The sequence below is a fragment of the Chryseobacterium sp. Tr-659 genome, assembly GCF_011752975.1.
In the GTDB taxonomy this organism is placed as follows: domain Bacteria; phylum Bacteroidota; class Bacteroidia; order Flavobacteriales; family Weeksellaceae; genus Chryseobacterium.
The window spans coordinates 148264-171684 of the sequence record NZ_VWWP01000007.1 but is presented as its reverse complement, the minus strand read 5'-3'; the positions used below and the strand labels follow the sequence as shown (position 1 = coordinate 171684).

The 23421-nt window shown below is 36.1% G+C and carries 24 protein-coding genes and 1 tRNA gene; 6 read left to right on the top strand and 19 right to left on the bottom strand.

Annotation, left to right across the window (positions count from 1 at the left end):
- The first annotated feature begins 3 nt into the window (after positions 1-3).
- Entirely contained in the window at positions 4-948 is a 945-nt protein-coding gene (locus F3J23_RS15660; protein WP_167031026.1) for a hypothetical protein, read from the top strand.
- Positions 949-1027: 79 nt separating this feature from the next.
- Here F3J23_RS15660 and F3J23_RS15655 read toward each other — a convergent pair.
- Positions 1028-1107: transfer RNA gene (locus tag F3J23_RS15655), tRNA-Leu, on the bottom strand.
- A gap of 93 nt (positions 1108-1200) precedes the next feature.
- Positions 1201-1968: an MBL fold metallo-hydrolase gene (locus F3J23_RS15650; RefSeq protein ID WP_167031023.1), complete on the bottom strand. Its 768-nt coding sequence runs from the start codon at positions 1966-1968 to the stop codon at positions 1201-1203.
- A 54-nt stretch (positions 1969-2022) separates the two neighbouring features.
- Here F3J23_RS15650 and F3J23_RS15645 point away from each other — a divergent pair, with 54 nt between their 5' ends.
- Both F3J23_RS15645 and F3J23_RS15640 read left to right on the top strand, forming a co-directional pair.
- On the top strand, positions 2023-3450 hold the full coding sequence (locus F3J23_RS15645) for a TonB-dependent receptor (RefSeq protein ID WP_167031020.1): 1428 nt from the start codon (positions 2023-2025) through the stop codon (positions 3448-3450).
- A 13-nt stretch (positions 3451-3463) separates the two neighbouring features.
- Positions 3464-3913, top strand: coding sequence for a GAF domain-containing protein (locus tag F3J23_RS15640; RefSeq protein WP_167031017.1), 450 nt, complete (start codon positions 3464-3466; stop codon positions 3911-3913).
- Positions 3914-3968: 55 nt separating this feature from the next.
- Here F3J23_RS15640 and F3J23_RS15635 read toward each other — a convergent pair whose 3' ends face one another.
- From F3J23_RS15635 to F3J23_RS15605, 8 genes are all read right to left on the bottom strand, one after another.
- Positions 3969-4436, bottom strand: coding sequence for a cupin domain-containing protein (locus tag F3J23_RS15635; RefSeq protein WP_167031014.1), 468 nt, complete (start codon positions 4434-4436; stop codon positions 3969-3971).
- Between the two features lie 46 nt (positions 4437-4482).
- Positions 4483-5223: an ABC transporter substrate-binding protein gene (locus F3J23_RS15630; RefSeq protein WP_167031011.1), complete on the bottom strand. Its 741-nt coding sequence runs from the start codon at positions 5221-5223 to the stop codon at positions 4483-4485.
- 26 nt (positions 5224-5249) lie between these two features.
- The gene (mgtE, locus tag F3J23_RS15625) at positions 5250-6572 is read right to left on the bottom strand and encodes a magnesium transporter (protein WP_167031008.1); all 1323 of its coding nucleotides are present in this window, start codon (positions 6570-6572) and stop codon (positions 5250-5252) included.
- Positions 6573-6934: 362 nt separating this feature from the next.
- The gene (locus F3J23_RS21845; RefSeq protein WP_410497985.1) at positions 6935-7081 is read right to left on the bottom strand and encodes a bacteriocin-like protein; all 147 of its coding nucleotides are present in this window, start codon (positions 7079-7081) and stop codon (positions 6935-6937) included.
- Positions 7082-7235: 154 nt separating this feature from the next.
- Positions 7236-7388 (bottom strand): bacteriocin-like protein, encoded by a 153-nt coding sequence (locus F3J23_RS15620; protein ID WP_167031005.1) that lies wholly within the window; start codon positions 7386-7388, stop codon positions 7236-7238.
- 33 nt (positions 7389-7421) lie between these two features.
- Positions 7422-7562 carry a bacteriocin-like protein gene (locus F3J23_RS15615; protein WP_167031003.1) on the bottom strand — a complete coding sequence of 47 codons (141 nt, stop codon included), beginning with the start codon at positions 7560-7562 and terminating at the stop codon, positions 7422-7424.
- A 156-nt stretch (positions 7563-7718) separates the two neighbouring features.
- Positions 7719-7868, bottom strand: coding sequence for a bacteriocin-like protein (locus F3J23_RS15610; protein ID WP_167031000.1), 150 nt, complete (start codon positions 7866-7868; stop codon positions 7719-7721).
- A 182-nt stretch (positions 7869-8050) separates the two neighbouring features.
- A complete protein-coding gene (locus F3J23_RS15605) occupies positions 8051-8599 on the bottom strand; it encodes a pyruvate decarboxylase (protein ID WP_167030997.1) in 549 nt (182 codons plus the stop codon).
- Between the two features lie 174 nt (positions 8600-8773).
- Here F3J23_RS15605 and rpsO point away from each other — a divergent pair, with 174 nt between their 5' ends.
- A complete protein-coding gene (rpsO, locus tag F3J23_RS15600) occupies positions 8774-9043 on the top strand; it encodes a 30S ribosomal protein S15 (protein WP_034692246.1) in 270 nt (89 codons plus the stop codon).
- A gap of 150 nt (positions 9044-9193) precedes the next feature.
- Here the strand turns inward: rpsO and F3J23_RS15595 are convergent, their stop codons facing one another.
- Positions 9194-9553, bottom strand: a complete 360-nt coding sequence (locus F3J23_RS15595) for a DUF4260 domain-containing protein (protein ID WP_167030994.1) — start codon at positions 9551-9553, stop codon at positions 9194-9196.
- 128 nt (positions 9554-9681) lie between these two features.
- The gene (locus tag F3J23_RS15590) at positions 9682-11103 is read right to left on the bottom strand and encodes a sugar MFS transporter (RefSeq protein ID WP_167030991.1); all 1422 of its coding nucleotides are present in this window, start codon (positions 11101-11103) and stop codon (positions 9682-9684) included.
- A gap of 427 nt (positions 11104-11530) precedes the next feature.
- Here F3J23_RS15590 and F3J23_RS15585 point away from each other — a divergent pair, with 427 nt between their 5' ends.
- Entirely contained in the window at positions 11531-13771 is a 2241-nt protein-coding gene (locus F3J23_RS15585; protein ID WP_167030988.1) for a polyribonucleotide nucleotidyltransferase, read from the top strand.
- A 72-nt stretch (positions 13772-13843) separates the two neighbouring features.
- On the opposite strand, the gene F3J23_RS15580 is transcribed toward F3J23_RS15585, so the two are convergent.
- The 6 genes from F3J23_RS15580 to F3J23_RS15555 form a co-directional block, all read right to left on the bottom strand.
- Positions 13844-16258 (bottom strand): TonB-dependent receptor, encoded by a 2415-nt coding sequence (locus F3J23_RS15580; protein WP_167030985.1) that lies wholly within the window; start codon positions 16256-16258, stop codon positions 13844-13846.
- A 6-nt stretch (positions 16259-16264) separates the two neighbouring features.
- Positions 16265-16705: a MarR family winged helix-turn-helix transcriptional regulator gene (locus F3J23_RS15575; RefSeq protein ID WP_167030982.1), complete on the bottom strand. Its 441-nt coding sequence runs from the start codon at positions 16703-16705 to the stop codon at positions 16265-16267.
- Between the two features lie 104 nt (positions 16706-16809).
- Positions 16810-20055, bottom strand: a complete 3246-nt coding sequence (locus tag F3J23_RS15570) for an ABC transporter permease/M1 family aminopeptidase (protein WP_167030979.1) — start codon at positions 20053-20055, stop codon at positions 16810-16812.
- A gap of 2 nt (positions 20056-20057) precedes the next feature.
- Positions 20058-20930, bottom strand: coding sequence for an ABC transporter ATP-binding protein (locus tag F3J23_RS15565; RefSeq protein WP_167030976.1), 873 nt, complete (start codon positions 20928-20930; stop codon positions 20058-20060).
- A gap of 142 nt (positions 20931-21072) precedes the next feature.
- Positions 21073-21276 (bottom strand): helix-turn-helix domain-containing protein, encoded by a 204-nt coding sequence (locus F3J23_RS15560; RefSeq protein ID WP_002980904.1) that lies wholly within the window; start codon positions 21274-21276, stop codon positions 21073-21075.
- Between the two features lies 1 nt (position 21277).
- A complete protein-coding gene (locus F3J23_RS15555; RefSeq protein ID WP_167030973.1) occupies positions 21278-21793 on the bottom strand; it encodes a DUF2975 domain-containing protein in 516 nt (171 codons plus the stop codon).
- A 168-nt stretch (positions 21794-21961) separates the two neighbouring features.
- Here F3J23_RS15555 and F3J23_RS15550 point away from each other — a divergent pair, with 168 nt between their 5' ends.
- Positions 21962-22303 carry a TfoX/Sxy family protein gene (locus F3J23_RS15550; protein ID WP_167030970.1) on the top strand — a complete coding sequence of 114 codons (342 nt, stop codon included), beginning with the start codon at positions 21962-21964 and terminating at the stop codon, positions 22301-22303.
- Between the two features lie 50 nt (positions 22304-22353).
- Here the strand turns inward: F3J23_RS15550 and F3J23_RS15545 are convergent, their stop codons facing one another.
- Entirely contained in the window at positions 22354-23415 is a 1062-nt protein-coding gene (locus F3J23_RS15545; RefSeq protein ID WP_167030966.1) for a DNA polymerase beta superfamily protein, read from the bottom strand.
- Between the last annotated feature and the right edge of the window lie 6 nt (positions 23416-23421).

Sequence of the window (23421 nt, the reverse complement as noted above, 5' to 3'; positions counted from 1 at the left end):
TTAATGAGAAAATTAGCATATATATTATTCATTTTAGTAGTATTGCATACAAATGCTTGTGCACAAGCTTCTAAATCATATATTATCAATCATATCGTTAATAAAACTATTGATAAGGGAGAATATGTTGATGATAAAAGAATTGATAAAAAAGATAAAATACATAGAAATAACCTTATTTATATACTCAGTCCGAAAAAAGACAGCATTGCTTTTTACAGATTTACTGACTCGCAGGTATCGGAGAAGAAAGTACCGGATGTATATACCTTAACAAAAAACGAAAATACTCTTTTGTTAACCTCTAAAAATGAAAGTTATACAAACAAACTTAAAATTGCATTCAATGAAAAGGATAAAACAATTTTAGTGGGAGAAAAGGATGTATTTTATTTAAATGACCCTTATTTCAGCTATTTGCAGAAAAACGTTAATGAGTATTTAAACATTCCTGATCTTATTGATTTTTTGGAAGACTTCCTGCCGGGGTATAATTTTGGTGATTTAAAATATATCTCTTCATATGAAAAATATAAACATAAAGATTTTAAAATACTAAAAGGCTACATGGAGTCCTATAGAACCCAGGCAAGTGATTACCTGGACAAATGGAATCTGAAGTTTTTATATAATGATAAAGGAATGCCAACATATGTTTTAAAAGAATCTGTGGAAGGAGACCGTGAATTGGAGAAAAAAATGATATCATCCAATAATGGATCTTTGAAATATACCTTACATACCAATATTGAAAGCAGACTTATTACTGATAGTGAAATTTTTATAGATATAAACAAAAATATATATGATGAAAAAGTGACTTCAGTTCAGGTAGGATTAGGAAAAGAAACCCGATATGAAATCAAACAGCTTTCTTATAAAAGATTTCCAACCAATGGATTCACGTTAAATTCAGCGAATATTGCTAAAGTTATTTCATCAAAATAAAATATTTCTGTAAGATGAAAGATCAGCCACCCTAAAAATTAAAAACCTCTGAAAATCAAGTGATTTCAGAGGTTTTTTGTACCCAGGACCGGGATCGAACCGGTACTCCTAAGAACTGGTGTTTGAGACCAGCGCGTCTACCAATTCCGCCACCTGGGCTTGATGTTTACTTCAAACGTGATGTTTGTTTCAAATTGGTGTGCAAATATATAAACTTTTTTCAATGTTCAAAAGCTTTTTTGAGAAAATATTTTAAAAAGTAAGTTCCAAACCATCGTAGGCAAGGTGCATTCCGGCCGGAAGCTGCTTATCTTCAATATCATGCAAACCTAAATGATGGCTGATGTGGGTCAGAAATAATTTTTTAGGTTTTAGCTCTTCAAAAAGCTGAATGACATCCGGAAGGATAAAATGAGCAGGATGCGGGTCAAATTTTCTGATACAGTTTAAGATCAGTACATCCAGATTTTTCAGTTTTTCCTTTTCCGTATCGGAAATAAATCCGGCATCAGTAATATAGGCCAGATTTTTAAATTTATATCCGAAGACCGTAATTTTATAATGAATCACTTCCACAGGGGTAATTTCCGTATCCAGTACCTGAAACGGCTTGTTTTCGATTTCGTGAAGCTCAAAAGCAGGAGCTCCGGGATATCTTACATCTGCAAAAGCGTAAGGGAATCTGTTTTTGATTTCATGAGCAACCCTTGAATAGCAGTATAGTGGAACGTCTTTTCCACTTTTAAAAATCAATGGACGCATATCATCCAGTCCAATTACGTGGTCATTGTGTTCATGAGTAATGAGCGCGATGTCTACGTTATGTTCATGGTTGGTAAGCATTTGCTGCCTGAAATCCGGGCCGCAGTCGATCAGTATTTTTTTATTTTCCTCCGTAGTTACCATTACAGAAGAGCGTAAACGTTTGTCTTTGGGATTTTCGGAGGTACACACTTCACATGTACAGCCTATAACGGGCACACCTTGGGAAGTACCAGTTCCTAAAAATTTCAACTTCATTTTGTTTTGAGGTTGGTTTAATTTTGGTAAATTTACAAAAAATTTAATGTCCTAATGTATCAGAAACTAACTCCTAAACAAAAAGCATTAACAATTAATCTAGATCCTACTATTTATGGTACTTTCGCGGAAATTGGAGCAGGGCAGGAGACTGTTCGTCACTTTTTTAGAGCAGGGGGAGCTTCCGGTACAATTGCTAAGGCGATGTCTGCTTACGACAAAGATTTTAGTGATGCCATCTACGGAAAGGAAGCAAAAAACAGGTACGTTACCCAAAACAGGCTTCGCAAAATGCTTCGTTATGAAGTTGCTTTGATTGAAGAAAGAATTTCAAGAGATAACAATCCCGATAGAAAATTCTTCTCTTATGCGAATACGGTAACGACTATTAACTTCGACAAAACTGTAAAAGGTCACGGCTGGGTAGGAATTCGTTTTCAGACCAAAGAAAATGAAGACTACAACGAGATCGTGATCCATGTGAAATTCAAGGAAAATGATGCTACTCTACAGCAGGAAACTTTAGGAAACCTGGGAGTAAACCTTATTTTCGGAGCTTTCAATTATTTTGATAATCCTAGAACTTTAGTTGAATCTCTATATGATGATGTAGCCAAAGACAACCTGGAAATTGATATGATCGATTTCAGCGGACCTGCCTTTGCGTATGTAGACAACAGACTGATGTCTCTTCAGCTGGTAAAGAATGGAATGACCGATGCGGTGATCTTCAATTCTCAAGGAAATAATATGCTTCCGGCAGACGTATTGTATAAGAAAAATATTTTTGCAGTAAGAGGAAGTTTCAGACCGGTAACGAAAGTAAATATCGACATGCTTCAGAACGGTTTGGATATGTTCCTGAAAGATGCCACCTGTACGCAGGAAGATACAGAAGTTCTGATAGAGATTACCATTTCTAACCTGAGAGCAGACGGAGATATAGACGAAAGAGATTTCCTGGATCGGGTTGATATTCTTGGCAAATTAGGCTATACTGTTATTATTTCAAACTTCTCGGAATATTACAGACTGATTGATTATTTCGCATCTTACACCGGTGGAGATATTGGGGTTGCGATGGGGGTAAATAACCTGTTGATGGTATTTGATGAGAAATATTATAAAAACTTATCAGGAGGCATTCTTGAAGCGTTCGGTAAATTTTTCAGAAACGGGATGAGAGTGTATCTGTATCCATATAAAGATCCTGAAACCCATCAGTTGCTGGATTCTTCAAATCTGAAAGTAGAAGAGAACCTGAAAGAATTATACAAGTATTTCAAACGTAATAACCGTATTGTAGATATTACCAATTATAATCCGGAGTTTTTGGAAATTTACTCAAGAGAAATATTGAGAAAAATTGCTTGTTGTACCAAAGGCTGGGAAACCCAGGTTCCGGAAGGCGTAGCAGAAATGATTAAAGAGCGCGGAATGTTCGGTTATAAAGAAGAACTTTCCCTAAAACAATTCTCTTAAAAAATTATATACAATGTCAGAATTAAAGAAAAGACTTTCCTCAATTCTTGAAAGTCCTAAGCATAATACAGAAGAAAAACTTGAGAAAGTTTGTCACTTATTGGATCAGGAGATTTCTTACTTCAACTGGACAGGTTTCTATTTCAAAAATGGAGATAAAGATGAATTGATCTTAGGCCCATACGTTGGAGCGCCTACAGATCATACGATTATTCCTTACGGGAAAGGAATTTGCGGTCAGGTTGCAGTATCCAATGAAACATTTGTAGTTCCTGATGTGAACGAAGAAAGCAATTATTTAAGCTGCTCAATCGATACAAAAGCTGAGATTGTAGTTCCTATCTTTAAAGATGGGAAAAATATCGGCCAGATTGATATCGATTCTCACAAAATCAATCCTTTTACAGAGGAAGACCGTGAATTATTAGAGTGGCTTTGTAATGAAGTTTCTAAGATTTTGTAATTGAAAATTGACAATAAATAAATTAAAAACTCCAGCTATTTCAGCCGGAGTTTTTTTATGGATTATTCGTGGTAATCACAAACATAATTAAAGGCTCATCACCCGTGTTTTCAACAGAATGATATCCTATGGAACTGATGGCTGTTATGTCTCCTTTCCGAAGTTTTTTTGTACGTATTGTTCCCTCCGTTCCGGTTCTTTCTCTATATTCTCCCGTTCCATGGATGACAACATAAAGCTCTTCTTCATTTCTTGCATTATGAGTATGAAACCCGGATTCATCGCCCTTGTTCAATAAAACCATATAAGCCGCCAAACGATTATTAGCGAGCTCTTTCTGATCAAACATCTGCAGCATATATACAATGCCGTTTCCACCATACATATTTTCACGCTTATCCATGCGTATAATGGTTCTTTCATTCTTTTCAAATGCCATTACATACAGATTGATGTATTTTGAAACTTCCTGGATTACGTGATTAAATTCTGCTCCCTCAGATAATATAACTGTATCAGACATACAAATTAAAGTTTAATGTTTTGAGTTTAAAAATGATTATTAAGAATCAGCTTTGCTGCATCAGATGAATTTCAGCAAGAAGTTCCTTAAAATAATTCTCACATTTCGCGATATGAGTTCCATACCAGGAAAATGCTTCGCCGTCTACAATCATGATTTTTTTATTCGGATAAAAGACTTGCAGTTCCTCAATATGTTTTTCTTTAAAAGGAAACGGTTCGGAGGAAAGCATAATAACATCTGCGTCTGCAAGATCCTTAATTTCAATCTGAGGATAGCGGGTTTGGTCTTTAAAAATATTTTGAAAACCTATTTCCGATAAGATGTGATGAATAAATGTATCTGAACCAATCGTCATGTATGGATTCTTCCATATGAGATAAGCCGCTTTTACGGAAGATTCAAGCTTTGCCTGATTGAGGATTTCATAGATTTTAAGGTTGAAAAGCTGTGCTTTTTCCTCTTTTCCGAAAAGTTTCCCAAGATTTTTAAGAAGGTAATAATTATCTTCTATAGTTTCCACATGGGTTACGGTGACTTTAAAGTCACTCATTAAAGCTTCCACCTGATCTTTTACATTTTCCTCTTTATTGGCAAGGATGAGATCGGGTTTTAGGGCTTTGATCTTCTCAATATTGATGTTTTTTGTACCACCGATAACAGCGACATTTTTTATTTTATCCTGTGGGTGAATACAGAATTTTGTCCTGCCGATAACTTCATTTTCGGTAAGTCCCAGATCAAATAAAGCCTCAGTAATAGAGGGTACAAGAGAAACGATTTTCATATTGGCATTTTAGAGGATGCCTAAAATTACAAAAGTTTTCCGGTTAAGAAAAGTCCGGCTACTGTAAAATAAATAATAAGTCCGGTAACATCCACCAATGTTGCGACAAATGGAGCAGAAGAAGTAGCAGGGTCCAGATTTAATCTTTTTAAGACAAACGGAATCATAGAACCTGATAAAGTTCCCCAAAGTACAATCGCAATCAGGGAAACAGAAACACTTAATCCTACGTAAACCCAGTATTGGCCGTAATCAAAAAGACCAATTTGCTGCCAAAGCATAATTCTTATAAACCCGATAACCCCCAAAATAGCTCCGAGACATAATCCGGAGATGATTTCCTTTCTCATAACATACCACCAGTCTTTAAGATTGATTTCCTGAAGTGCCATGGCACGGATAATCAATGTGGCAGCTTGCGATCCCGAATTTCCCCCGCTGGAGATGATTAAAGGAACAAATAATGCGAGTACAACAGCCTTCTGAATCTCTTTATCGAAATATCCCATTGCTGAAGCGGTCAGCATTTCCGAAACAAATAAAATGATCAGCCAGGTCGCTCTTTTCTTAATCATTTCAGTCCATGAAGTTTGGGTGTAGGGAAGGTCTAGTGCTTCCAATCCCCCGAATTTCTGGATATCTTCCGTGTTTTGTTGTTCAATCTGATCGAGAATGTCGTCAATAGTTACAATTCCTACCAGGACACCGGCTTCTGTAATAATAGGAAGGGCGCCTCGGTCATATTTTTCGAAATAGGTTACCGCATCTTCTTTGGAGGTTGTAGTAGTAATCGCAACGAAATGATTGTCTGTAATATCAGAAACCAGCGTATCTTCCTCTTCCAGTAATAAAGTTCCGATAGCAAGGTCATCAATCAGGCGGTTCCTTTCATCTACAACATATAGGTAGTTCATGGTTTCCACTCTTCTTCCTACCTTTTTAATTTGTTGAAGACATCTTTTTACAGTCCATTCCTTACGGATCTGAATATAATATGGAGTCATCAGACGGGCAATAGAATCGGAATTATAACCAAGAAGTTTTAAGGCAATTCTTCTTTCCTGCGGATTAAGATGATTGATAGAGTATTTGATCAGTTCATCCGGAAAATCCTCGAAAAGGGCAGTTCTGTCATCCGGAGTCATTGCATTCAGGATCTCGGAAACTTCATCGCTTCCAATACTTCTGATGGTATCTTCCTGGAAATCAGGATCCAGATGTGAGAAAACTTCAGCTTTGTATTCTTTCGGAACTTTCAGGAACGCGAGTAGCCTCTCATCAGCAGGAAGTTCACTGAGAGTTTCGGCAATATCGGCAGGGTTGAAGATAAGTTCGTCTCTAGAATTCAAAACGTGAAATTTTTTGGATATGCAAAAATAATTCAAATTTTTAAGACTAAGCAATAAACTGACAAAATTAAGGATTAATTAAAGTTTAGTGCTTCATAATAAGAACAAAAAACATCCGCCGAAACGGATGTTCAAAAAATTAAATTTTAAAATTCCAATATTTTTTTAAATTGGTCCACATTCTGAAGTAGGAATGTATGTGCAGACACTGTTTGTGCAGCAATTGTAAGGTCCGCAATCCGAATCGTCACCGCATTTCTTTATTGCACCTCCGTTTATTCCTCTTTGTTCCTGTCTGTTGAGTTTTTTTAGATTTGAATTTTTCATGATGATTAATTGTAATAAGATTAAAAAATTTCTTACTAATCTTCAATACATGCATACTCCATACATGCACCTCTACAACAGAATCCAATAAAACAAGGTCTTGTTTCGCTGCATTTTGTAGGTCCTATACCACCATTAATCTGTTTTGCTTTTTCTCTACTGAGTTTCTTTAAATTTTTCATATGTTTTAAGTTTTAATGTTGAACTAAAATAATAAATATTTTCATATTATTCATTATCCGGTGAAAATATTTGATTATGAATCAGTACTTTATTGAATGTTGTTTAAAAAAAACACCTGTAGAAAACAGGTGTTGGCTGATATTTTTTTCTGAATTATTCCAAAGGACATGGATACAAAACACATCTGTTTCGGCAGCATGAACCACCCGGGCATTCAAAATGTTCTGTACAGCCTCTAATAATTCCGTTACCCTTAATTTCTTTTTGCTCTTGTCTGCTGAGTTTCTTAAAATTTGAATTTTTCATAATCATAAGTTTAAATAGGTTGATATAATTTTTTTATTCCAGGCAAATGAAAGGAGAACAGATGCCAAAACAGCACCATCCAGCCGTACAAGGATTACTTTCACTGCATCCTTCAATAGCTCCTCCGTTAATTTGTTTTGCTTTTTCTCTGCTGAGTTTCTTTAGATTTTTCATGTGATTTAGATTTTAATGTTATACTAATATAATAAATATTTTTATATTATTCATTAATTGGTGAAAATATTTAATTGTTAATCAGGTAGTTGTGTTCGTTAAAAAGAAAAAGCACCTGTTTTATACAACAAGCGCTTTGCATTTTAATACGGAATTTTATAGCTCAGGGCAAGGATAACTTACACATGCTCTATGGCAGCATGAACCTCCGGGGCATTCAAAATGGTATTGACATTTTTGGAGGCGTATAATACTTCCTGAGATCCCTTTCAGATTGTTTCTGCTAAGTTTTTTTAGATTCTTCATAATGATTAGATTTAATGTAAAGCTAAACTAATGAAGTTCGTTCAGATAGTCTGTAAAATAGAAATGAATAGCAGGGAATGGTCTATGAAAAACAAAAGAAAGAATAATAAAGAGTATCAGTTTACATCATCAGACTCATTGAGAATTAATCTGGAAAGCAAAACCGACTTTCATTATTTTAACTAAAGTTCCGTTTCTGTTGGTTTTAATTTTCTAAGCTTTTTAAGGATGCCTTTCATAGCTCCTTCCGTACCTATTTTAATGGAATTAACGGTAGATCCTAAAAGACGCATATTTTTTCTGTACGTATCATGATCTGATTCTGTAACAAGATTTCCATCGGCACCAAAAAGTTTCATACTCACAACAACCTGATTGGAGAAAACATATTTCCCAAGCCCCACTTTGAAATATCTCACTTTGGAAACAATAGCAAAATCAGCATCGTTATTAACACAGTAATCTACAATGGTTTGTTTATCTATGCTGTCATAAGGTACCTGAACTTCTGCACGAAGCATTTTATTTCTTCTTCCGCTGAAGTTATCGGAAACAGCATCAAAAAAGGCGTTATTGGTGGGATCCTTTATTTCATCAATATCAGGTTCTACCTCAGGATTGAAGTATAGGACTTTTTTTACTTTATCATCAGCATTTCTCTGAGCTTTTACCGAAGTAAAGCCGATGAATAAAAAAGTAGTGACCGCTGTAAAAAATATAATTTTTTTCATTTGTAATTTCGAATGCAAAATTACTGCCTTTTCGTTGGAATGCATAAAATTTATTAAGAAATTTTTAACATTTTTTTCTATCAAATTTGATTTATGAAATCAATAATGTTTGCAGAATCAAAAATAAGTCGTAATTTTGCACCCGTTACATAATAATCATTAAACAATATTGGAATGTACTTAACAACAGACAAAAAGCAGGAAATTTTCGCAAAACACGGAAAATCTGCACAAGACACAGGAAGTGCTGAAGGGCAAATTGCACTTTTCACTTTCAGAATCAATCACTTATCTCAGCACTTAAAGGCTAACCGTCATGATTTCAACACAGAGAGATCTCTAGTGAAATTGGTAGGTAAGAGAAAAAGCTTACTAGATTACCTTAAAAACAAAGATATCGCAAGATATAGAGCAATTATTGCTGAACTAGGTTTAAGAAAATAATCTATAAAGATTTTCAAAATAAAAAGCAACTTCGAAAGAGGTTGCTTTTTTATTTTTAATGTAACCACAAAAGTCACAAAAATACCCATCCTCCGGAGAAGTGGTTAATATTCAAAGAATTTTTGACGGGCAGTTGATAGCAGGTAACAATTACTCCGCATTCTTTCCAATCTTCCCCAAGTGTGTATTCTTAAAGCTGTCCGGATACTTCAATCCATAACCCAAAATCCGATCAAAGGCAGAATGAGAAAATAAGATAGCTCCAATCATCTGTAAATAGGGTAGGGATAAAGCTGTTCCGGCAAGATAAACAATAATGGCTGCTCCAAAATGATGAAAGAGATTATAGAAAAAAGCTCCTACCTTATTATTAATGGTATATCCCAGCATGGAAATATCAGGCGCAAAAAAGAGGCCTGCAAACCACCACCATGAATATTCTGTTTGAGCAAAAGCAAGAATTCCTAATAGAAGAAATGCTGCATATTCAAGTTTTAACTGCAATTTCATGAGAATAGGCTTTAATGATCTTATCAGATGAGTCTCTTTTTTAATAAAAAAAGTTACGGATTAAAATTTATGAAAAAAAACCGGAATATCAAAGATATTCCGGTTATATACTATTTTCGTAATGATTGTTAGTGGCCTGATTTAGTCTCTGTAGCTTCTACATGTTTAAGATATTTGGTACAGTAAACCCCAAAGATGAGAATCACCAGATAGCAGAATACAGGAATGATAAATGAATGCTGTACCCCAAACTGATCTGCAAGATATCCCTGGAAAATAGGAACAATTGCTCCTCCTAAAATTGCCATTACCACCAAAGAAGATCCCTGGCTGGTATATTTCCCCAAACCTGAAATAGCCAGTGTATAAATATTGGAGAACATGATAGAGTTGAAAATTCCAATACCTAAAATACTATACATGGCCAGTTCACCATGGTTGACCATAGCGGAAATCAATAATGCAACATTGATCGCTGCGAAAATTGATAACGTTCTTGCAGGAGCTGCTTTACCTATGAAGAAGGCGATGAAGTTCAGAACAATAAATACAAGGAAAAAGCTGATCTGAGAGAAAGTAAGATTCACGATGCTGAAGATAACAAGGAAAACCGCCCCTGCCGCACCCAGCATATAGATTGCTTTCTTATCCTGGCTTAATGACTGATTTAATGATATAGCCCCAAGGAAACGCCCGATCATAGCTCCTCCCCAATACAGTGAAAGGTAATTCTTACTGATGATTTCGTTAAAGCCCATAATTTGTGGCTGTTCCAGAAAGCTGATGATAAAACTTCCCACAGCAACTTCTCCGCCTACATAGCAGAACATGGTAAATACTCCAAATTTCAGATGATTGAATTCAAGAGCACCCCAGCCTTTTACAACCTCTTCTCCTCCCATCTGGAATGACGGAAGCTTTACCCTTGAGATCAATAAAGCAACCAGTAAAAGAATCCCAGCAAAAATCAGATATGGAATTCTTGTAGCCACAGCGCTGAATGATCCGTCAGGAGCAGAGAAAAATTCAAAAATAAGGTGGCCCCCCAATACCGGTGCAATTGTAGTTCCGAAAGCATTAAAAGCCTGGGTCATATTCAAACGGCTGGAAGCGGATTCTTCACTTCCAAGTAATGAAACATAAGCATTGGCGGTAATCTGTAATACAGTGAAACCCAGTCCCAGAATGAATAAAGCTCCTAAAAACAACGGGTAATAAGAAAACGTAGCCGCCGGATAGAATAAAATACAGCCAAAAGCCGCAAGAAAGATTCCGAATAAAATTCCTTTCTTATACCCTAATTTATTAATTGGATCTCCCTTGGAAATAGAGATCAGGAAATAGATAAGCGATCCTATAAAGTAAGCTCCGAAAAAACAGAACTGTACCAGCATAGATTCGAAAAAGGTAAGCTTGAAAAGTTGCTTCAGATAAGGGATCAGGATATCATTCATACAGGTGATGAATCCCCACATAAAAAACAGCAGGGTGATGGTAATCAATGGAACCGTATAATTCCTGCCTGGTGATTGTACTTCTTTATTAATCATAAACATTTATTTATTGTGTTAAGGACGAGGCCTTAGCTTTTTTGCCTACAGCATTGTATTTGGTGAAGTAGGGCAAATATAGGGATCAACCTATGTTTTTGCAATTATTTTAATGATTTTTATAATGAAATGTATACTTTTTTTCAGATTGAAATATTATTTTCATTTTTTGAGACAATAATACAAAAACACGAGGATTTTTCAATGCATTATCTTTAAAAAACTGTTTTTTATTTTTACAAATTATGAATAATGATGGTGATTTTTGATTCTTTCATCAACTGATAGCCAATTTTTTGTATTTTAAGAGCCTATTTATGCAAACGAAAAATTTAATATATCATTATTATACGTTACCTTTGCAAACGAAAATTTAAAGAGTTTAAATATTAATCATACTCAATACGGAGTATAAAGAAGCAAATTTATGAGTATACCTCAAGCGTTTATAGAAACGATTACCCTTGCAGATGGCAGGGAGATCACTATTGAAACGGGAAAGCTGGCTAAGCAGGCTGACGGATCTGTAGTGGTTAAGTGTGGCGGAACAATGCTATTAGCAACTGTTGTAGCCAACAAAGAAGCAAATCCTGGTGTAGACTTTTTACCATTAACAGTAGATTATAGAGAAAAGTTCTATGCAGGAGGAAGAATTCCTGGAAATTTCTTCCGTAGAGAAGCAAAACCATCTGATGATGAAGTGCTTACAATGAGATTAGTGGACAGAGTATTGCGTCCTCTTTTCCCTGAAGATTTCCATGCAGAAGTACAGGTGATGATCTCTTTGATCTCTTATGATAAAGAAGTAATGCCGGAAGCATTGGCAGGTCTTGCCGCTTCTGCTGCTATTGCAATTACAGATATTCCTTTTAACGGGCCAATGTCTGAGGCAAGAGTAGTAAGAATTGACGGACAAATGTCTGTTAATCCAAGCTACGAAAACTTGTTGAAAGCTGATATCGATATTATGGTAGGAGCTACTAAAGACTCTATCGTAATGGTTGAAGGTGAGATGAAGGAAATTTCCGAGCAGGAAATGATTGAAGCTATCAACTTCGCTCACGTAGAAATCAAAAAACAAATTGAAGCTCAGGAAAGATTAGCGGAAAAAGTAGGAAAAGCTTTCCCTAAAAGAGAATACAGCCACGAAGAGCATGACGAAGAGATTCGTGAAAAAGTATGGAAAGAGTGCTATGATAAAGTATATGAAGTAGCAAAAACTCCATCCAATAAAGAAGAAAGAGGTGAGAAGTTCAAAGCGGTTCTTGAAGAGTTTTTAGCTCAGTATGCTGAAAATGAAGAAGAATTGGCGAGAGTAACTCCTTTCGTTAAAGTATATTACCATGACGTAGAGAAAGAAGCTATGCGTCAGATGATCCTTGAAGACAATATCCGTCTTGATGGACGTGATCCTCAAACGATCCGTCCAATCTGGTCTGAAGTTGATTACCTTCCGGGTGCTCACGGTTCAGCCGTATTTACAAGAGGAGAAACTCAGTCTTTGACAGCAGTAACTCTAGGTTCTGTAAAAGATGCAAACATGATCGACAGCGTAATCACGCAGCATGATGAGAGATTCTTCTTACATTATAATTTCCCTCCATTCTCTACAGGTGAAGCAAGACCTTTAAGAGGAACTTCAAGAAGAGAAGTAGGACACGGAAACTTAGCTCAAAGAGCTTTAACAGCCGTAATTCCTGCAGAAAACCCATACACAATCAGAATTGTTTCCGATATCCTTGAATCTAACGGTTCATCTTCAATGGCAACTGTTTGTGCAGGTACATTAGCATTGATGGACGCAGGAGTTCAGATCACAAAACCGGTTTCAGGAATTGCTATGGGTCTGATCACTGATAAAAAATCAGGTAAATTTACCGTACTTTCCGATATCTTAGGAGATGAAGATCACCTGGGAGATATGGATTTCAAAGTAACAGGTACTGCAGACGGTATCACAGCTTGTCAGATGGATATTAAGATCCAGGGACTTTCTATGGATATCATGGAGAAAGCTTTAATGCAGGCTAAAGACGGAAGATTACACATCTTAAATAAAATCACTGAAACAATTTCTCAGCCAAGAGCAGACGTGAAACCTCACGCTCCGAAAATGGTAGTAATGGAGATTCCAAAAGACTTCATTGGTGCTGTAATCGGACCTGGTGGAAAAATTATCCAACAATTGCAGAAAGATACAGAAACTGTTATTGCTATCGAAGAAATCGGAGAAATCGGACGTATTGAGATTGCAGGTACAGACAGAGAAAAAATCAACGCTGCTATTGCTAAGATCAATGAAATTACTTTCGTACCGGTTGTAGGCGAAGTTTACAAAGGTAAAGTAGTAAAAGTAATGGATTTCGGAGCTTTCGTAGCTATTGCTAAAGGAACAGAAGGGCTTCTTCACATTTCTGAAATTGAATGGGCTCGTTTAGACAAAGTTCCTTATGCTGAAGGTGATGAAGTAGAAGTGAAGTTCATGGGTTATGATGATCGTAAGAAAATGAAACTTTCCCGTAAAGTTCTTTTACCAAGACCTCCAAAACCGGAAGGAAAACCAAGACAAGAAGGACAAGGAAGACCAGAAGGTCAAAGAAGACCGGAAGGACAAAAGCCACAAGGTGAAAAGCCGGCAGAAAACCAAACCCCTTCTAACGAAGCATAAGATATATTCTTACTATATAAAAAATCCCTCAGTTTTGAGGGATTTTTTTGTTTCATGTGTTTCCAGCATCTATTAATTTCCAATCCTTTGTTTCAGATCATCGGCACCTCCGGTTTTTCTGGGCTGTCCGTTTTTAGAAGATCCGAAATTATAGGTGTAAGAAAGTGTTGCCACACGTGTATCTCTTTTCACTGCAAAGTTTTCTATATAATTATTGTAAACAGTCTGTCCTTTGAGGTTGCTTGTAAAAAATAGATCCGTAAAGGAAAGTTTTAGGACACTATTATTTTGAAATTTCTTTTGGGCTCCAATATTCAGATACCAGTTCGGACTTGCATTCAGATAAGCATAAATCTCTCTGGCCTTATAATTTCCGGTAAGCTCGGCAGTGAATCCGTTTCCAAGTTTAAAGGAATTGATACTGTTGATGCTGAAAGTGAAGTTGCCTTTGTTATTAATTTGCGTTCCTGAAAGATTTCCGGTGTATGAGCCATAGTAAAAATTAGCGCTGTTGTTCATGTCCCACCATTTTGTAACTTTTACCGGTGCAATCAGATTTAACCCATAATAAGATACCGAGTTCAGATTTTCAAAGGTCTGTACCGTAACATTCTGGCCGCCTTCTACAATAGGTTTCAGGATGTCCGTAATATTATCCGATGTCCTACTGTAGCTTACGGTTGCAAAATATTTATTGTTGATACTGTAGGTAAGCTCGTAATTCATTGTTGTTTGTGGGTTCAGGTCTGGATTTCCCGCTGCCATTGTTGTTGGATCAAGATAGAGTTTAAAAGGATTTAGCTGATTATAACTTGGTCTCGTAATTCTTCTGCTTAGATTAATTTCCAGGCTGCTTTTCTCTGTCAGATCATAAGAAAAAACAGCACTTGGAAATAATTGGGTATAATTTCTTTTATTGATCTGATTAGTGGTAATCTGAGTTCCTTTCACATTCGTATTTTCTAACCTTAATCCTGCCGTTACTTTAAATTTCTCCCATTTTTTAATAACATTTCCGTATACAGCATTGATGTTTTCTTCATAAATGAAATGATTGGTTCTATTAGGATCGGGAACAGGAGTTCCTGTAGTTGCATTAAAGAATTTCAGATCATTATCAGTCTTTACAAAACTGGTTTTAATCCCGCTTTCCAGCTTCCAATCGTTGCTGAAGTTTTTGGTAAGATCAGACTTTAAAGAATAAATATTCAGCTTGCCGTTCAGATCACCTTTCCGGATATCCAGATAATCCTGGTTGCTGGCTATATCATGTGTTCTGGTTTCAAAATTTTGTAAAGAAGAGTTTGAATAATTGATGTAATCAAAATCGGTAGATATTTCCGAACCCAAAGAATCAATAGTGTATTTATGATTTAAATTAACTGAAACATTAGTCCATTTGTCGTTAGAAGCATTAAGCGTATTAAAAGTACTTTCAGGCCGACGGGTACTGCCAACTGTAAGATTGGAATTATCACCATTAAGATTAAAATTATTCGAGATAAGACCTACCGAAAAACCCAGAATATTTTTATCATTCATATAATAATCCATCCCGGCTTTTGCAATGTGATTGTTGAATTTAAACTTTAGAAAATTATCTTGTATATAGGCTTTTGTAAAGATATTGTTGTCATAAAAATTTCTGTCGAGCACCAGTCTGTTATATGCTTCTCTATACGCAAAGCTGTAGTTGGCAAAAATATTGACTTTCTTATTTCTGTGGTTGATGCTTAAACTGTTATTATTTTTAATATATTTTCCCATTCCCAGAGAGGTTGAAACACTTCCATTGGTACCTTTTCTCTGTTCCTTTTTGAGCTTTATATTGATGATGGAAGAACCCGCCGCATCATACTTTGATGAAGGATTAGTGATGAATTCTATCTTTTCAATAGTAGAAGAAGGTATTCCTCTAAGATAATTAGCCAGGTCACTTCCGGTCATGGGAGTATTTTTACCGTCAATCTGGATCAGAAGATTTCCTTTTCCGCGAAGACTGATGTTATCATTGTTATCAATAGTGACTCCCGGTGCTTTTTCCAATACTTCAAAAGCAGAATTTCCTGTACTGGCGATACTGTTTTCAACATTCATAATCATTTTGCCGTCCTGTCTTTCAATCAGAGGTTTGGTTTTGGTGATCGTTACCCCTTCAATAGATTTTACATTCAGATCAATAGGAGGGAGCTTTTTATTTTCTGCCAATGAGATGTTTTCCGAATGATATACCTCGGAGCCGTTTCTGGTGATCTTTAAACGATAGGTTCCCCCTTTCAGGTCTTCAAAGCTGAAGGTACCGCCAGAGTCTGTAATTTCTGTTTTAATTAATTTTTGATCAGCATCAAAGAGATGGATCTCCAGCTGATCTGTTTTATCGGATCTGATATTTCCTGACAGCGAAAGATTTTGCATCGCCTGTGCGGAAACTATATTGCTGAACAGCATCAGTATCCAGATTAATAAGAGTGAGAATATTCTGGTCATCGTATTTTACTTTTTAGGGTTGAGACAGTTTTCTGAAATTGTAAGTAAAGCCGAATACATCACTTCAAGTTCATCCTTTGAAATTCCCTTCAGAGCCGTTTTTCGATTTTTTTCAACGATACTCTGAACTTCCTTGATGATCTTTTTCCCTGAATCTGTTACTTCCAGGTTGGTTTTTCTACGATCATCAGGATGAACATGTCTTACGATATATTCAGATTTTACCATTAAATCAATTATTCTCGTTACAGAAGCATTGTCTTTGAAAACAAGATCACCAATTTCATTCTGGGTAATTCCCGGGTTTTCCAGAATCGCTTTGATGATCAGCCACTGATCAATTGTGATCGTAAAACCATTGGCTTTCAGCTCACGCTGTGCATAGTTTCTGTAAGCTCTGATTGTTTTGTCTATATTGTAGAATATAATTGAATTTAATTTTTCCATATTTTCAGATTTAAAAAATGATATATCAATTATTGATATGTCAATTAATTTGTTGATTGCATTTTTATTTTGTTACAACATCCTGAAAAAAAAATCTGATTAAATCAAAAACTTCCAATAGGTTCTTCTGATTTTGCTTTATTATTGAGTGTTTCAGAGTTTGAGCCCGTTTGAATATTTTCTATGGTTTTAAATAATTTTTCAATCTTTTTCGTGGTTTGGGCATCCGGTGAAACCTTATACAATTCATTGAGAAGATCCAGCGACGTTGGTTTTTTCGGGTACTGATTATGAATAAGGAAATTTTTTAAAGCTGTATTCACACGGTCTTCACCAATTAAGTGGCTGAGTGCAACCATTACTACGGCCCCTTTTGAATAGGAAATATGGGTATCATCTCCTTTAGCTTTATAGAGTGGGACGTTTTCGGACAATCCTTTTTCATTATCATAGATTTGTTGATGTACTTTTACTCTTTCCATCATTTGTTCCGAGCCGTGCATTTTTTTATAAAGCATCATCTCCGTGTACATCGCCAAAGTTTCGGTGAGCATAACAGATCCTTCTCTGTCATCAGGATTGATCAGACTGTTTCCCCACCAGATATGAGACAGCTCATGGCCAGCCAGTTCATTAATGACGTCCTGGTTCTTATCAGCATGAATATTGGCATGAAAAACCATATCTTCAGGCATAAAGATAGCAGAAGGGTAGGCGGTGGCAGCAAAACCTCGGGTAAAAGACGATATTTCTGAAAAACTGATGGTTTTAAATGGATATTTTCCAAAATTCTGCTGGCAGTAGTCTAAAGTAAGCTTTGCATTTTCAAGGAGATGATCCACATTTTCAAAATGCTTTTTATGATACAGAATATTGATTGTAATTCCTTTGTAATAGATGCTTTTTATTTCATATTTCGCAGAAGAAACAGCAAAACGGAAAGGAATTTGGTCTGCTTTATATAGAAAATAATCTCTGCTGGCCTGATTCCATTTTCTGACAAGATCACCTGTCCCTACGGCGGTTTGGCCTTTTTCAGTTGAAATGATCATATTCAGATTGATAAAATCTTTTTTGAAAACTTCAGGAGCTTCAGGTTTTTTCAACTCGGTAAGTTTTCCAAGCTGGTATTTATTTCGTGTATTTTTGTCTTGAATTTCATAATCCTTCTGGTAACCGATGGTTGGATAATATCTGCTGATCCTCATAAAAGAACCATTTTCAATGATGGCATTAAAAGACTGATGGCCATTGACTGCATACCATTGATAAGATAATGTAAAGTCCATACTTGCTGTTTCGCCGGGCTGCAAAGGGTGCTTTAAACTAACTTCCGTAACGAGATTGGTAATTTTCATAGTTTCATATCCGGATTTAAATACTGCAGACTCTATTTTAAGATCATCGTTAAAATTGACAAGGATTTTACTGACAGGTTTATCTGTTTGATTTTTGAGTGTATACTTTCCATTGATCTGATACGAATTTTCAGAAGGATAGAGTTTGATTTCAGTCGTGATATCCGTAATGTCAGGTTGTGGAAGCCTCCCATATTTCCTGAAATTCCTTTCGTACTGAACCGAAGTCAATATTGATTTTTCATCATCTTTTGGAATATAACCTTTCATAAATAATATTCCGGTCCAGCTTCCCAAAAGAAGCAATACCAGACTGAAAACAGATGAACCGACAGGGATTTTTTTACTATTGATCCATCTGTTAAACATCCACAAAATAGCAATGATGCCAGCCCCGAATAATAATCTTTGAGCAAAAGATTCTTCATAAATACCATATCCGTTGAAATCGCTATAACTGCCTTTAAAGTCTGAAAATATTCTGAAAAGAGGATAAGAAATAAACTTCCCGGAAACCGGTCCTGCAAGAATAAAAACGGAAAGAACGGAGATGCCTAATGCAATGAATTTATTCCGAATCTTATTATTGATTATTAGAATAAATCCGGAGAATAAGATCAGAGGGAAAGTATTGAAAAGAAAAACTGCCAGATAGGCGTTCCAATCGATATGAAAATATTGATATGCTGCCTGAAAAACAATTCCCTGGACAATTAAAATTCCTGTAAAGAAAAACAAAAGAACACTGATTGCAATAAAATGTCCGGTTAATTTATTTCTGGCAAAAAATGCAGTATTTTCGATCAGAAAAAAGCCTGATAATCGGCTTCTCCAATACAGATCATTAAGAAAATAAGCAGAAACCAGCAGTCCCAGCAGATGAAAATTTTCTGAGATAGTTACAGCCATTAATCCTGAACCTGCATATTTCTGCGGGAGACGAATTCCTTTTTCAATCTCTGCGTACATTTCCATTCCGACACAAAATAGCACCAAGATGGATGCGGCGGGAACAGCAATACTTTTGAAGAGATAAATCAGGTCAATTTTTACAAATGAGATTACGGATCTCCATGAAGCCTCCCAATTAAAATCAGATGAAGCAACGGAATATTCCGATGGGATAGTTTCAGATAAGATCCGAGCTTTTTCAACTTCATTTTTCACCTTTTGCCTTGAAGCATTTGAAAATGAAAATAATTTAAAGGAAAGAAGAAAAAATGCTATGGAAATGAGCAGAAAGAGAATTCTGTTCAATAATAAATATCCTGTAAAAGGTACAAACTGCATATTTTTCTGATGAACCGTAAGTTCACGAGCCTGCATAAAGTAAGCTGATAATCCGAACGGATCAATTAAAGCTGAAAGCTGCTGCGTTTCCAATGACTGAGGCAGACTTCCGGCCATAAACGGGGAATTGGAAAAGAGTAAAACGATCATATATAAAACATACAAAAGCAGACCTCCAACAACAACCAATAGCTTTTTTCTGACTATAAGAGAGAGGAAAAACAGGAAACTGCAAACGAGCAGACTGTTGATGAATCCAAAGATCACTAATGGATACAGATAGTAAAAGATATTAAATCTTTCTTGCACTTCACTTCCGCTTCTCATCATTTGTCCGATTATCAATCCGGTTATTAAAAAAGCAAAACTTAGAAATGTTAGAAGGAAATAGATATAGAATTTACCTTTCAGATAAGTGAATTTTGAAAAAGGAAAAGAAAACAGAATAACATCAAATTTCGAATCCTGATCTTTAAAAAGCTGGTATAATGCATAAATTGTGGCAAAGAAAATAACCGCAAGGCTCAGCATTCCGGTCATAAATCCGATGGTGTAGGGAGCGTTTAAATAGATTCCTTCTCCAACGGAAAGATTGAACTGATTGCCACAGAAAATCCCAAGGGCAGTCAACATTAAAGCCACAAGGTAGGTGAGCCAGTGCTTGGTGCTGCGTCCGGCTTCAAATAAAAATATAGTGTTCATGATTAAGGTTTTGAGGTTAGCGTATGGAAATAAACATGCTCCAGTAAAGGTGTGACGGGAATAAAATCTTTGGGATGTTCCTGAGAAAATACGGTAATATGAAGCTCTCTTTCCAGCAACTGTCTGCTGATGATTTCATAATTTGAACCATAGTTTTCCAGCTCGTTTTTATCAATGGGTTTTGACCAGATTCTGTTTTCCAGCTCTGCAATTAATTTTCCAGGATTTCCTTTTCTGAGGATTTGTCCATGATTCATTACAGCCATTTCGGAGCAGAGGTTTCTTACGTCTTCTACAAGATGGGTTGAGAGAATGACGATCATGTCCTGGCTGATATTGCTCAGTAAAGCATTGAAACGATTACGTTCTTCCGGATCCAGTCCTGCAGTAGGTTCATCAACGATGATGATTTTCGGATCTCCCAATAATGCCTGGGCTACCCCGAAACGCTGCTTCATTCCTCCAGAAAAAGTATGTACTTCTTTTTTCGAAAAATCTGAAAGATTAACCTTTTCAAGCAGGCTCAGGATTTGATTTTTACGTTGGTTACTATGGATAATACCCTTCAATACAGCAATGTGGTCCAGCAGATCATAAGCTGAAACTTTAGGATATACCCCGAAATCCTGTGGTAAAAAGCCAAGATTCTTTTTAATGTAATCCGGATTTTTAATAATGTCTACATCATTGAAAAGTAAAGTTCCCGAAGTTGGTTTCTGAAGCCCGACAATTGTTTTCATCAAAGACGATTTTCCAGCTCCGTTAGGCCCCAGTAAACCGAACATGCCGTTTTTAATTTCCAGGGAAATGTCTTTAATGGCTTGAAAACCATTTTTGTAAGTAAGGCTAAGGTTGTTAATAGATAATGTATTCATAAGGTTGTGTTTGGATAATAGAATGACAGGCCGCCTTTTGGCAGCTATTTTAGAGGTTAGAAATTAGGAATTAGTGGCTGGAAGCGGGACGCTGGAGGTTATATGCGTAGTTTTTGCACGCTCACTCTCAGACTCTAGTCAGCTACTCTTTAAATTCAAGGATGTCTCCCGGCTGGCATTCCAGGATTTTACAGATGGCTTCCAGGGTATCAAAGCGTACACCTTTGGCTTTTCCGGTTTTTAAAATCGAAAGATTCACAGGAGTGATTCCCAGCTTTTCTGCCAATTCTTTACTCTGCATTTTTCGTTTGGCAAGCATTACATCTAAGTTGACTATAATTGGCATTTTAAATAAATAGGTCTTGTTCGTTTTGCAAATGTAGTCCTTGCTTAAAGATATTCGCAAGAAACAGACAGAAAATTCCAAGCATAAAGTGAATAAACACCAGTCCCCAGATCATACTCTCTACTTCCACAAAGAAACTCGCGATAATAACTAAGGGAAGTGGAATGAAAATATTATATAGGTAAAATTTCTTAAGATGGATGATATTCTCCTGAGTGAAAAGCCTCTGCTGGAAAAATACTTTGAAGACCCTCGCAGATAACCAAAAAAAGATTCCATAAGTGATAAGGACTAATATAAAAGAGAATATTATATATGGGTAATTGTTTTCTATATTCAGAAATGGTTCTTCTGTAAATGGATAATTGATGTGAAGGAACTGTCCTTCTCTGTAAGGTGTAACCGAGAATCCGGTGATCAGAGAGAATAAGGAATACGCAAAAGTGATTAAATATCCTGCTGACAATACAGAGCAGATATAAAATAAAATCCTCGAAATAATTTTGGTCTGGTTCATAATACGAGCATTAATTGATATTGCAAATGTATAATTAATTATCGTAAAACAATAATTAATTTAAATAAAATTTTATTTTTTTGAATTATGATCTTCCAAATGAAGTATTGTAAATGTTGTTATAATCGCAGTTTTTAATTAATTTTAAATGATAAAAAATCTGAAATCATGGCTTATAGTATTGAACTTGCCGACCGCATCCGTGAACGACTTTCAATTGTTGAAAATATTGAGGTTGAAGAGAAGAAAATGTTCAGCGGACTATCTTTTCTTGTGAACGGAAAAATGTGTATTAATGTGAGTCACGATAATCTCATGTGCCGTTATGATCCTGAATTGGAAGATGAGGTTTCGGAAAAGAAAGGCTTCCTGCCGATGATTATGAAAGAAAAGCAGCTTCAGGGCTATTGCTACGTAGAACCCATTGGTTTTCAGAAACCGGATGACTTTGAATACTGGATCAAGATCTGTCTGGATTATAACCCAATCGCAAAGGCTTCGAAGAAGTGAGTTATTGAGTTTGAAAGTGGAGTGCTGGAATCCAATCACCCCACTATCCATTACTTATTATATAGTTTTTCTCTTATCTGGACCAGGAGTTTTGTTGTTTTTTCCAGATCCGGAGAGTCTGGAAGGCTGGAGTTTGAATAATGACTTTCTATAGCTTGTATAAGATTTTCTGCCTTTTGCATCACCTTTTCATAAGATTGATTTCCTGATTTAATATCCAACAGCTCATTCCTGTTTTCTACATGGATTTTCAGAGCGTTGATTTTAAATATCTGTTCACACGACTGCAGCAGCCGGATCGTATGCATCATATTTTTACTGTCATAATTTTGGCCATGCATCTGGTTGACATTATACCGGTCTTCGTTACGCTCAGCAGCCCATTTCCAATACTCCCTGTACTCCTTACAGTAAACGGAATAAGCATCCAGATTGCAGAACAGATAAGCAGTCGGTTTCTCTTCTTTCGGAACGGATGATACGGAAACCTGGTTGGCTTCTTCATGTTGAGTTATTCCTTTATAGCCCAAATTTCCGAAGTTATCATAAAACAAAGCGAACATTCCCTTTGTATGATCAATGCCTGCTAATCCGCAGCGTTCCTGAATTTTTTCATTTTCCAGTAACCATTTTTTCAAAGATACAGAACCTTGCCCATCAAGGATAAAACAGAAATCCAGAATTGATTTTCTTTCTTTATCAAGTGGGTTTACAATTTTTTTGTTAAGACCTTTCGCTTTTTTGATTTGTGAAATGGCATATCCTGCAAAAGTATCTTTGCACAATTTCGAAAGAAAATCCTCCGTTTTCAGCAGATCCATCAAAGGATGTTTATATTGAATACAATCTTCCGGACTGGCCAGAATTTCCAGAATATTAGGATTATTTTTCTGCAATAATTCTACAAACCTCCCGATTTCATAATAGGTAATATCATTCGTTTCATTGGAAATCTGCGGAATATAATTCAGCCCAAAGAAATCTTCCTTCGGCAGGTAATATACCCCACGGATATCCGTATCTGAAGTTTCCGTTGCTAATCCGAAAGCGCGACTTCCGGAGATGGCTTCGAAGAGGAGGAGGTTTTTGTTTTTTAGGTCTGAAATGGTCATAATTTT